The sequence below is a fragment of the Streptomyces sp. a15 genome (assembly GCF_059026085.1).
The window spans coordinates 80846-91965 of record NZ_JBWLKM010000022.1 but is presented as its reverse complement, the minus strand read 5'-3'; the positions used below and the strand labels follow the sequence as shown (position 1 = coordinate 91965).

At 72.4% G+C, this 11120-nt stretch carries 9 protein-coding genes and 1 pseudogene; 6 read left to right on the top strand and 4 right to left on the bottom strand.

Annotated features, from left to right (window positions below; genetic code table 11):
* The first annotated feature begins 8 nt into the window (after positions 1–8).
* Both AC5P09_RS23395 and AC5P09_RS23390 read left to right on the top strand, forming a co-directional pair.
* A complete protein-coding gene (locus AC5P09_RS23395) occupies positions 9–242 on the top strand; it encodes a hypothetical protein (RefSeq protein ID WP_493875737.1) in 234 nt (77 codons plus the stop codon).
* 91 nt (positions 243–333) lie between these two features.
* Positions 334–2121: an HEXXH motif domain-containing protein gene (locus AC5P09_RS23390; RefSeq protein WP_493875736.1), complete on the top strand. Its 1788-nt coding sequence runs from the start codon at positions 334–336 to the stop codon at positions 2119–2121.
* Between the two features lie 19 nt (positions 2122–2140).
* Here the strand turns inward: AC5P09_RS23390 and AC5P09_RS23385 are convergent, their stop codons facing one another.
* Together AC5P09_RS23385 and AC5P09_RS23380 are read right to left on the bottom strand one after the other, a co-directional pair.
* Positions 2141–3040: a hypothetical protein gene (locus tag AC5P09_RS23385; protein WP_493875735.1), complete on the bottom strand. Its 900-nt coding sequence runs from the start codon at positions 3038–3040 to the stop codon at positions 2141–2143.
* Positions 3037–4074 (bottom strand): SPFH domain-containing protein, encoded by a 1038-nt coding sequence (locus tag AC5P09_RS23380; protein WP_493875734.1) that lies wholly within the window; start codon positions 4072–4074, stop codon positions 3037–3039. Before AC5P09_RS23380 ends, AC5P09_RS23385 begins: the two co-directional genes overlap by 4 nt.
* A gap of 132 nt (positions 4075–4206) precedes the next feature.
* Between AC5P09_RS23380 and AC5P09_RS23375 the strand changes: the two genes are divergently transcribed.
* Together AC5P09_RS23375 and argF are read left to right on the top strand one after the other, a co-directional pair.
* A complete protein-coding gene (locus AC5P09_RS23375; RefSeq protein ID WP_493875733.1) occupies positions 4207–5430 on the top strand; it encodes an arginine deiminase in 1224 nt (407 codons plus the stop codon).
* A 113-nt stretch (positions 5431–5543) separates the two neighbouring features.
* Positions 5544–6557 (top strand): ornithine carbamoyltransferase, encoded by a 1014-nt coding sequence (gene argF, locus AC5P09_RS23370; protein WP_493875732.1) that lies wholly within the window; start codon positions 5544–5546, stop codon positions 6555–6557.
* Between the two features lie 44 nt (positions 6558–6601).
* Here argF and AC5P09_RS23365 read toward each other — a convergent pair whose 3' ends face one another.
* The gene (locus AC5P09_RS23365; protein ID WP_307677846.1) at positions 6602–7054 is read right to left on the bottom strand and encodes an ATP-binding protein; all 453 of its coding nucleotides are present in this window, start codon (positions 7052–7054) and stop codon (positions 6602–6604) included.
* A 350-nt stretch (positions 7055–7404) separates the two neighbouring features.
* Here AC5P09_RS23365 and AC5P09_RS23360 point away from each other — a divergent pair, with 350 nt between their 5' ends.
* Both AC5P09_RS23360 and AC5P09_RS23355 read left to right on the top strand, forming a co-directional pair.
* Complete coding sequence (locus AC5P09_RS23360) at positions 7405–8232, top strand: enoyl-CoA hydratase family protein (RefSeq protein WP_493875731.1); 828 nt, start codon at positions 7405–7407, stop codon at positions 8230–8232.
* Positions 8217–10634 (top strand): bifunctional salicylyl-CoA 5-hydroxylase/oxidoreductase, encoded by a 2418-nt coding sequence (locus AC5P09_RS23355; protein ID WP_493875730.1) that lies wholly within the window; start codon positions 8217–8219, stop codon positions 10632–10634. Before AC5P09_RS23360 ends, AC5P09_RS23355 begins: the two co-directional genes overlap by 16 nt.
* A 102-nt stretch (positions 10635–10736) precedes the next feature.
* On the opposite strand, the pseudogene AC5P09_RS23350 reads toward AC5P09_RS23355, so the two are convergent.
* Positions 10737–11036, bottom strand: a pseudogene (locus AC5P09_RS23350) (adenylyl-sulfate kinase); the annotation flags it as partial.
* Positions 11037–11120 lie beyond the last annotated feature (84 nt).

Below are 11120 nucleotides of genomic sequence, written 5' to 3'. Positions count from 1 at the left end.
GAGACACCTTGGAGCAGTCGAGCGCGCTGCACAACGCCGAAGCCGCCGTCCCCGAGGCGGCCCCCGTTGTGGGTACCCGTGCCTGGGAGTCGGATCTCGCGGACGTCGCGGAGTGGCCCTTGACCTCCGTGGACGGTCTGCCCCCGCTCCAGCCGACCGCACGCGTTCTCGAGGAGGTCCTTCGCGCACGCAGCAGTATGAGGGGCGGCGGAGAGGGCGGCGGCGGGGCCCGCGCCGAATAGCTGCCTCCGGTCGGCACAGGCACCTGACGAGCGTTTCTGCGCGGCCCTGTGGCCCGCATGTCCCCACCCACGACCGGAGAGGTTCCGTGCCATGCCCGGCGAGCTGCGCCACGCCCCCTTCCGCATGCCCGAGCGGCTCTTCGCGGAACTGGCCGTCGGCGGCGGCGACGCGGAGGCCGTCGCCTTCCTCGAACGGGGAGAGCGGGCGCGCCGCTTGCTGCTCCTGCGTACGCTGCTGGACGGTCTCGGCCCGCTCCCCACGCCCCTCACCGCGCCCGCCGACGCCTGGAGCGTCCTCAAGGAGGCGGCCTTGAGGACGCCCGAGCCGGTCGACCGGCTGCTGCTGGCACCGGCGACGGGTACCTGGATCGCTCATGTCCTGCGCCGGCTCCACGGCACCGCGCCGGGGCCGCCCTTGTGGGCGGAGGCAGGCCACCTGTGTGCCCTGGCACTCTCGGCCTCCCTGCGGGCCGGCACGGCGGCCGACCTCCGGGTTCCCCTCGTTGACGGCGGCCTCGCCCTTCCCGGACTGGGACTGGCCCGACTCCCGGACGCGGAACCGGGGCTGACGGTCGGCCGGGCCCGTACGCACAACGGTGAACTGTCCCTTTCCGGACCGGGCTCGAAGGGCGGTTCGCCCGCCTCGGTCGTCCGCCCGGCCACGGAACCGCTGCGCACCGGACAAGCACCGGCCGGGGACGCCCTCCCGGCCCGTGAGCAGCCGTACGCCTGCTGGCTCCCGCTGCGCACTCTGGTCCACGTCACCTCCTCCGGCCCTGTCGCCATCCCGCTCGACGACCTCGACCCCTACCGCGACCTGGACGACCCCCTGCCGCCGGCCCGGCTCGACGCCGCCGAGGCGGAGGAGTGGCAGCGGGTGTTCGAGGAGGCCGTCGCCGTACTCGCCGCGCCCGGCGGTGTCGGGCCCGGGCGGCTCGACCCGGCATGGATCCGGGCGGTCGTGCCCTGGGGCCGCACGAGCACGCTCCCTCCCGCCCCGCCTACCGTCCAGGCCTCCGCCTCCAGCGGCGACTCCTTCGGCGCGATGGTGATCGCCCGCCCTTCCTCCGCGCTCGCCCTCGCCGAAACGCTGGTCCACGAGTTCCAGCACAGCAAGCTGGCCGCCCTCCTCCACCTCTTCCCCCTCCTCGACGACGACCGGGCCGAGCGCTACTACGCCCCGTGGCGCCCCGACCCCCGCCATCTCACCGGCCTGCTGCACGGCGCGTACGCCTTCACGGGCGTCGCGGGCTTCTGGCGCGACCGCATGGCCACCGCGCGGGACGACCGGGCGGCCGTAGGGGAGGCGAGCGTCGAGGAGGAGAGGGTTGAGAAGGAGAGCCTTGAGGAGGAGGCCGGTTACCACTTCGCGTTGCGTCGCCTGCAGAGCCGGCTCGTCGTGCGCACCCTGCTGGCCGAGGGGCGTCTCACCGCTCAGGGGCGTGCCCTGGTCTCGGGCCTGGCGCGCACGCTGGACGGCTGGCTGCGGGAGCCGGTCCCCGCGTCCGCCCTCGCCCGTGCCCGTACGGCCGCCGCCCTGCACCGCACCGAGTGGCGGCTGCGCAACGTGGCTCCGACGGACGGTGCGGCGCACCCGGCGGACAGCCCCCGCTTCCGACCCGACCGCACCTCGTGGCCGGACGTGCGCACCCACGCCTTCGCGGTCCGCCCCGCAGTCCCGCACACCGCCGACGAGCACCTCGCGGCCGGCGACCCGGCCGCCGCGCTCGCCCGGTACGCCGAGGAACTGGCCGCCGACCCCGCCGAACCGCACTCCCTCGCGGGCTGGATCGTCGCCCGCGCCACCCTCGACCCCGGCCGCGCGGCCCGCCGTATGCTGGCCCGGCCCGAGTTGCTCCAGCCCCAGCCCAGCGGCTGACCCGGCCCGCCACGTTCCCTCACCCCACCAACCGCAACCGCTCCCCGCACACCCCCACCCGCACCGACTGGCCCCAGGTCAGCTCCACCGCATCCGTCTCCATGCCGTCGCCGAAAGCGATGAGCCGCTCCGACTCGACGGTGAGGGACAGGCGGGCCGACGCGGTGAGTTCCCCGGCCACCAGCGACGTGCCGGTGGCCGGGGACGGCCAGGCCTCGCGCACGAACCACAGCAGGCGCGCCTGGGTGGGCGAGGGCAGCGGCCAGTGGCCGCCGCGCTCCTGCCACACCGACCGGATCCACCCGGTCGCCCCAGTGCCCGTGCCCACCAGCACCCCGGACGAGGCCTGGGCCTCGACGACACCCCCGTCGCCCTCCAGGCCCAGGCGGTATCTGACTGTCTGGTGCCCGACGGCTCCCAGACAGATCTCGTTGAGCGCGACGACCCGCTGGGTGTCGTCGGCGACGGCCTCGACCATGGTGCGCTCCTCGACGCCGACGGAGCGGGCGAGAACGGCCGGCAGCAGTGCCGCCGCGTCCCTGGGGCGGTGCCGGACCAGCACGCCCGGGTTGCGTCCGGGGTCGGTGTCGATGCCCACCACCGGCTGTCCCGCGAGGTACTTGGCGACGTTCGCCACCAGACCGTCCTGCCCCACCACGACCACCACGTCCTCGGGCGCGAACAGGAACCGGTCCAAGTCCGCCCGCTCCACCCGCGCCTGACGCCAGGTCAGCGGCACCGCGGAGCCGACCTCGGCCAGCGCCTGCCGCGTCCGGCGGTGCCGTTCGGCGAGCTCGGCGAGGTCCCGGCCCCGGGAGGACAGGAAGAAGGCGGCCTGCCCGTGGGTGCCGTGCCGGGCCACCAACTCCTCGTACTCCGTGGTGCGATGGACGACGACCACCCGCGGCGCCAGGCTCACGCCCGCTCCCGCGCACCCAGCTTGGCCAGCAGCCCGGTCAGCACGTCCGGCGACACCGTCAGGCTCTCGACGCGCGGCAGGTTCTCCGCGATCCGGGTCCCCGTGAGCGCGTGCAGCGTCGCCACGTCCACCTCCGCGTGCACCCGCAGCCACGCGGCCTGCGCCTGGGCCCGCGCCTCGCCGACCTCGCGCGCCCCTTCCGCCTCCGCACGGGACAGCCGTACGGCACGGGCCGCCTCGGCCTCCGCGAGCCGCACCGTCCGTGCCGCCTCCGCCTGCGCCCGTACGGCGTCCGCCGCCGCGTGCTCCTCGGCCTCCCGCCGGGCGTTCGTGCCGTGCTGGTCGACCAACTGCTCCTCGCGCCGGGCCAGTTCGATCTTGCTGGCCAGCTCGTTCTCCGCGATGGCCCGTTCCCGTTCCACCGCGACGGCCCTTCGTTCGTACGTCGCCCGGTCCGCCTCCTGCTGGATCTGCTCGCGGGCCGGGGTGCGCAGCGCGCGCTCCACCTCCGGCTCCGGCCGCAGCGCCACCACGCGTACGGCGACCACCTCGATGCCGGTCGCGGGCAGCCGCGGTTCGGCGTCCAGGCCGGCCGCGATCCGCTCGCGCACCGAGGTCACGCCGTCGACCAGCGCGGCAGCCAGCGGCGTACGCGCCAGGATGTCCAGGGCGTGCTGCTGGGCCGTCTCGGTGAGCAGCGTGCCGAGCTGCTCCAGCGGCGTGCCCCGCCACCCGCCGGTGTCCGGGTCGATGGAGAAGTCGAGGCGGGCGGCGGCGAGACCCGGGTCGCCGATCCGGTAGGTGACCGTGGCCTGCACCGCCACGTCCTGGAAGTCGGAGGTGCGGGCGTGGAACGTCATCGCCAGTTCCCGGTCGTCGACCGGCACCTCCGACAGCGCGGCGGTCAGCGACCGGAACCAGAAGCTCAGGCCCGGCCCGTCGTGCAGCAGCCGGCCCGCGCGGTGGTGCCGGATGTGCGCCGTCGGTGCGCCGCGCAGGTGGCGCAGGCCGAGGCGCCGGGTGATGTCAGCCATGAAGATCCCCTCGCTTTTCGTCTAAACGACGATAAATGGCGGGTGTGATTATCGTCAAGGGGACGAAAACAAGTGGACGCGGAAACACGTGAGCGACGGGTCAAGACGCCCTGCGATGGTCAGGATGGAGGCATGGGAATGCATGTCGACTCCGAGGCCGGGCGGCTGCGCCGCGTCATCCTGCACCGGCCGGATCTCGAGCTCAAAAGGCTCACCCCCAGCAACAAGACCGCCCTGCTCTTCGACGACGTGCTGTGGGTGCGCCGGGCGCGCGCCGAGCACGACGGATTCGCCGACGTGCTGCGCGACCGCGGCGTCGCCGTCCACCTCTTCGGCGACCTGCTCGGCGAGGCGCTGGAGATCCCGGCGGCCAGGGCCCTCGTCCTGGACCGGGTCTTCGACGAGAAGGAGTACGGGGTGCTCGCCACCGACCACCTCCGGGCCGCCTTCGAGACCCTGCCCGCCCGCGACCTGGCCGAGGTGCTGGTCGGCGGCATGACCAAGCGGGAGTTCCTGGACGCGCACGCGGAGCCGACCTCCGTGCGCTTCCACGTCATGGAGCTCGACGACTTCCTGCTCGGCCCGCTGCCCAACCACCTCTTCACCCGCGACACCTCCGCCTGGATCTACGACGGCGTCTCCATCAACGCCATGCGCTGGCCGGCCCGGCAGCGCGAGACCGTGCACTTCGAGGCGATCTACCGGCACCATCCGCTGTTCCGTGACGAAACGTTCAACGTGTGGTCGCAGGGGCAGGCCGACTACCCGTCGACCATCGAGGGCGGGGACGTCCTCGTCATCGGCAACGGGGCGGTGCTCATCGGCATGAGCGAGCGGACCACCCCCCAGGCCGTCGAGATGCTCGCGCACAAGCTGTTCGACGCGGGCTCCGCGCAGACGATCGTGGCCCTCGACATGCCCAAGCGACGCGCCTTCATGCACCTCGACACCGTGATGACGATGGTCGACGGCGACACCTTCACCCAGTACGCCGGGCTCGGCATGCTCCGCTCGTACACCATCGAACCGGGCGTCGGCGACAAGGAGCTCAAGGTCACCGACCACCCGCCGGAGCACATGCACCGCGCGATCGCCGCCGCGCTCGGCCTCAACGAGATCCGCGTCCTGACCGCCACCCAGGACGTGCACGCGGCCGAGCGCGAGCAGTGGGACGACGGCTGCAATGTCCTGGCCGTCGAACCGGGCGTCGTCGTCGCCTACGAGCGCAACGCCACGACCAACACCCACCTGCGCAAACAGGGCATCGAGGTGATCGAGATCCCGGGGAGCGAGCTGGGGCGGGGCAGGGGCGGGCCCCGGTGCATGAGCTGCCCGGTCGAGCGCGAGGCCGTATAGATGCCTATGGAGGCCTGTAGAGGCCTGTAGAGGCCGTACGGGGGCTGTATAGAAATGTCACTCGTCGTATAGACTTCCAGCGTACTTGTTCTCATATCCCTGGAGCGCCCCCCATGGCGACAGTCCCGACCGCCCTCGCCGGCCGCCACTTCCTCAAGGAGCTCGACTTCACCGAGCAGGAGTTCCGCGGCCTGATCGAGCTGGCCGCCGAGCTGAAGGCCGCCAAGAAGGCCGGGACCGAGACGCGGTACCTGCGGGGCCGGAACATCGCCCTGATCTTCGAGAAGACCTCGACGCGCACGCGCTGCGCGTTCGAGGTCGCCGCCGCCGACCAGGGCGCCTCGACGACGTACCTCGACCCCTCGGGCTCCCAGATCGGCCACAAGGAGTCCGTGAAGGACACCGCGCGGGTGCTGGGCCGGATGTACGACGCGATCGAGTACCGCGGGGACAGCCAGGCCAAGGTCGAGGAGCTCGCCGCGTATGCCGGCGTGCCCGTCTACAACGGCCTCACCGACGAGTGGCACCCCACCCAGATGCTCGCCGACGTGCTGACCATGACCGAGCACTGCAGCAAGGACCTCGTCGACGACGGTTTCGTCCTCGCCTACCTCGGCGACGCCCGGTTCAACATGGGCAACTCCTACCTGGTCACCGGCGCGCTGCTCGGCCTGGACGTCCGTATCGTCGCGCCCAAGGAGTACTGGCCCGCCGACGAGGTCGTCGACCGGGCCCGCAAGCTGGCCGAGGACAGCGGGGCGGCCATCCTGCTCACCGAGTCCGTCGAGGAGGGCGTCGCGGGCGCCGACTTCGTCGCCACCGACGTCTGGGTCTCCATGGGCGAGCCCAAGGAGGTCTGGGACGAGCGGATCACCGCCCTCGCCCCGTACGCCGTGACCATGGACGTCCTGCGCGCCACCGGCAACCCGGACGTGAAGTTCCTGCACTGCCTGCCGGCCTTCCACGACCTGGGCACCAAGGTCGGCCAGGAGATCTACGAGACCCACGGCCGCACGTCCCTCGAGGTGACCGACGAGGTCTTCGAGTCGCCGCACTCGGTCGTCTTCGACGAGGCCGAGAACCGGATGCACACCATCAAGGCGGTCCTGGTGGCCACCCTGGCCTGAATGGGTTCAACAGGCCTGAACAGGCCCGGGCAGACGTCAGCCGGTCACACCGGACGCCGCTGAGGCGGCACCGTAGGCAGCCTGAACCACACCGCCTTGCCGGACTCGGTGGGGCGGTGACCGCAGGACGAGCTGAGGGCGCGGATCAGCAGCAGACCACGCCCGTGCTCCTGCCAGGGGTCGGGCTCGGCGGCCGCCGGGCGCGTGAGGTTGCCGGGCGGCGCCGGATCCGGGTCGTGCACCTCGACCTGGCAGCCGCTCGGCAGCAGCTCCACCACCAGCTCTATCGGCGCGTCCCCTGCGGTGTGCTCCACGGCGTTCGCCACCAGCTCCGCCGTCAGCAGTTCCGCGGTGTCGCTGTCGGCCCCGTGCTCCAGCTCGGCCAGCGCGGTGCGCACCAGGGCGCGGGCCACCGGCACGGCCGCGGCGGAGTGCGGCAGCGCGATGCGCCAGGAGGCGGAGGCTGCGGGGCGTTCGTACAAGGCGGGTCCGTTCATGAGCAGGCTGTCCTGCTTTCAGCCTTATGAATGGTACGGCGCCGCCCGACAGAGGCGTCCGACGGGCACCGTGCGGGACCTTCGGCCCCGTTGCGGGCGGCTTACCCGGATGAACGGCGGGCCTCGCGCGGTTGCTCCCGCCGTTACGGGTGTGTCGACGAGTCGTGACGGATGTGACGGGCCCGGGTCAGATCCGGAGTCATGTCCCGACCGCCCGACCGCCCGACCGCCCGCCCGACGTATCGCGCACTCGTGACGACAGTCACGGATGAGTGATAGCTTCGTAGGACAGAGCGAAGGACAGAGCTCCGTGAGGCAGTGCCCGCCACCGAACGAGGAGGCCGCACCTCGTGAGTCCCTTCACCGGCTCCGCCGCCCGCACCCCCCACTGGCAACACCTCCGCGTCGACCTCACCGACGGCGTCGCCACCGTCACCCTCGCCCGCCCCGACAAGCTCAACGCGCTCACCTTCGGCGCCTACGCCGACCTGCGCGACCTGCTCGCCGAACTGTCCCGGGAGCGGTCCGTGCGCGCCCTGGTGCTGGCGGGGGAGGGGCGCGGCTTCTGCTCCGGCGGAGACGTCGACGAGATCATCGGCGCCACCCTGGCCATGGACACCGCCCAGCTCCTCGACTTCAACCGGATGACCGGCCAGGTGGTGCGGGCCGTACGGGAGTGCCCGTTCCCCGTGATCGCGGCGGTGCACGGAGTGGCGGCGGGCGCCGGCGCGGTGCTCGCCCTGGCCGCGGACTTCCGGGTCGCCGACCCCTCGGCCCGCTTCGCCTTCCTCTTCACCCGCGTCGGCCTCTCCGGCGGCGACATGGGCGCCGCCTACCTGCTGCCCCGCGTCGTGGGCCTCGGCCACGCCACCCGCCTCCTCATGCTCGGCGAGCCGGTCCGCGCCCCCGAGGCCGAGCGCATCGGCCTGATCAGCGAAATGACCGAGGAGGGCCGCGCCGACGAGGCCGCCCAGTCCCTGGCCCACCGCCTGGCCGAGGGCCCGGCACTGGCGTACGCCCAGACGAAGGCGCTCCTGACATCCGAGCTGGACATGCCGTTGGCGGCAGCGGTGGAACTGGACGCCTCGACCCAGGCCCTCCTGATGAACGGCGAGGACTACGCCGAGTTCCACGCAGCATTCAAGGAAAAGCGCCCCCCGAAATGGCAGGGGCGGTAACCATGCCGACCAAAGGGGCGCGGGGAACTGCGCGCTCAGCCCCCACCGGCCCCCAGCCGCCCCAGACGACCAGCCACCCCCACCGCATCGCAATCATCGGCGGCGGCCCCGGCGGCCTCTACGCCGCAGCCCTGCTGAAACGTCTCCGCCCCCACCGCGAAGTCACGGTCTGGGAACGCAACGCCCCCGACGACACCTTCGGCTTCGGAGTGGTCCTCTCCGACGAAACCCTCGGCGGCATAGAACACGCCGACCCGAACGTCTACGCGGCCCTGCAACAGCACTTCACCCGCTGGGACGACATCGACATCGTCCACCGGGGCACCCGCCACACCTCCGGAGGACACGGTTTCGCCGCCCTCGGCCGCAAACGCCTCCTCGAAATCCTGCACAACCGCTGCCGCGAACTCGGCGTAGAGCTCCGCTTCCACTCCGAGGCGCCCCAACCGGCCCGGCTGGCCGAGGCGTACGACCTCGTCATCGCCGCCGACGGAGTCCACAGCACCACCCGCGAGGCGTACGCCCAGGTGTTCCGGCCCCAGGTGACCGCCCACCACTGCCGTTACATCTGGCTCGCCGCCGACTTCGCCCTCGACGCCTTCCGCTTCGAGATCGCCGAGACCGAGCACGGCGTGATGCAACTGCACGGCTACCCGTACGCCCGCCCGTCTCCCGACCACCACCCCTCAACGAGGCCCTGCGGGCCACAGAATCAATTCGGCGCCTCCACCGTGATCGTCGAGATGCGGGAGGAAGTCTGGCGGGCGGCGGGCTTCGAGGAACTCGACGCGCAGGAGTCGATCGAGCGCTGCGCCAAGATCTTCGCGGACGCGCTGGACGGCCGGCCGCTCAGGTCCAACAACTCCGCCTGGAGCACCTTCCGTACGGTGGTCAACGAGCGCTGGTCGCACGGCAACGTGGTCCTGCTCGGCGACGCCGCCCACACCGCGCACTTCTCCATCGGCTCGGGCACCAAGCTGGCCGTCGAGGACGCCCTCGCGCTGGCGGCCTGTCTGGAGGAACAGGACTCCCTGGAAAGGGCGTTGGCGGCATACGAGGAGGAGCGGCGCCCCGTCGTCGCCTCGACCCAGCGCGCGGCCCGCGCCAGCCTGGAGTGGTTCGAGAACCTCGCTCTCCACCTCGACCAGCCGCCCCGCCAGTTCGCCTTCAACCTGCTTACCCGCAGCCGCCGCGTCACCCACGACAACCTCCGCCTGCGCGACCCCCGCTTCACGGAGGCCGTCGAGCGCGAGTTCGGCTGCCTGCCCGGCACGCCCCCGATGTTCACCCCGCTCCGGCTGCGCGGCCTGACCCTGCGTAACCGGGTCGTCGTCTCCCCCATGGACATGTACTCGGCCACCGACGGCCTCCCCGGCGACTTCCACCTCGTCCACCTGGGCGCACGGGCCCTCGGCGGCGCCGGCCTGGTGATGACCGAGATGGTGTGCGTGTCCCCCGAGGGCCGGATCACGCCCGGCTGCACCGGCCTCTACACCGGCAAGCAGGCCGAGGCCTGGAAACGGGTCACCGAGTTCGTGCACGCGCAGGCGCCCGGCACCGCGATCGGCGTGCAGCTCGGCCACAGCGGACGCAAGGGCTCGACCAAGCTCATGTGGGAGGGCATCGACGAACCGCTGGACGACGGCAACTGGCCGCTCGTGGCCGCGTCCCCGATCCCCTACAAGCCGCACAGCCAGACCCCGCGCGAGCTGTCCCGTGCCCAACTCACCGACCTGCGCGAACAGTTCACGTCCGCCGCCTGGCGGGCCGCCCGGGCCGGGTTCGACCTGCTCGAACTGCACTGCGCGCACGGCTACCTGCTCTCCGGCTTCCTCTCCCCGCTGACCAACCGCCGCACCGACGCCTACGGCGGCTCGCTCGCGAAACGGCTCCGCTTCCCGCTGGAGGTCTTCGACGCCGTACGGGGCGTGTGGCCGCAGGAGAAGCCCCTGACCGTCCGCATCTCCGCCACTGACTGGGCGGAGGGCGGGAACACGGCCGAGGACGCCGTCGAGATCGCCCGCGCCTTCGCCGCGCACGGCGCCGACGCGATCGACGTGTCGACCGGGCAGGTCGTGGCCGACGAACAACCGGAGTACGGGCGGTCGTACCAGACGCCGTACGCGGACCGCATCCGCCACGCCACCGGCATCCCGGTGATCGCGGTCGGCGCGATCTCCTCCTGGGACGACGTCAACTCCCTGATCCTGGCCGGGCGCACGGACCTGTGCGCCCTCGCCCGCCCACACCTCTACGACCCGCACTGGACCCTGCACGCGGCGGCCGAGCAGGGCTACGACGGACCGGGCGTCGCCTGGCCGGCGCCGTACCGGGCGGGCAGCCGCCGCCCGCAGACCGGACGGACGGACGCGCCCAAACCCCGCCTCAGCCTGGGGAGTTGAGCTCGACCATGCCCGCGGTCAGCGTCGCGCCGTCCGCCGGGTCGATCAGGAGGAACGCGCCGGTGCGCCGGGAGACCGCGTAGACGTCCGTGCCGCCCCCGCGACGGCCTCGCGGCTGTCGGCGTACGGGGCGATCACCGGGACGACGGACAGCACGCCGTTGCGCGCGAGCGCCTCGGACACCAGCCCGATGCGCTGCACGTTCGTGTTGCGGTCCGCGCGGGAGAAGCCGAGGCCCGCGGAGAGGAAGCGGCGGATCTCGTCGCCGTCGAGGACCTCCACGCGATGTCCCTCGGCCTTCAGCCGGTCGCCGAGGTGACGGGCGATGGTCGTCTTGCCCGCGCTCGGCAGCCCCGTGAGCCAGATGGTGGCCCCCTGAGCAGCCCTTGCCGTGGTGGTCATGCGCAACGGTCCTCTTCCCTCTCACTTACGACCCCAGGGACGGTAGGTAAGAAACTTGAGAAGAGGGACAGAGGAACCTGAGGG

Excerpts from the sequence above, each read along its gene's own strand:
- AC5P09_RS23390 (WP_493875736.1), top strand. The coding sequence starts at position 334 with ATGCCCGGCGAGCTGCGCCACGCCCCCTTCCGCATGCCCGAGCGGCTC.
- AC5P09_RS23380 (WP_493875734.1), bottom strand. The coding sequence starts at position 4,074 with ATGGCTGACATCACCCGGCGCCTCGGCCTGCGCCACCTGCGCGGCGCA.
- AC5P09_RS23375 (WP_493875733.1), top strand. The coding sequence starts at position 4,207 with ATGGGAATGCATGTCGACTCCGAGGCCGGGCGGCTGCGCCGCGTCATC.
- argF (WP_493875732.1), top strand. The coding sequence starts at position 5,544 with ATGGCGACAGTCCCGACCGCCCTCGCCGGCCGCCACTTCCTCAAGGAG.
- AC5P09_RS23365 (WP_307677846.1), bottom strand. The coding sequence starts at position 7,054 with ATGAACGGACCCGCCTTGTACGAACGCCCCGCAGCCTCCGCCTCCTGG.
- AC5P09_RS23355 (WP_493875730.1), top strand. The coding sequence starts at position 8,217 with ATGGCAGGGGCGGTAACCATGCCGACCAAAGGGGCGCGGGGAACTGCG.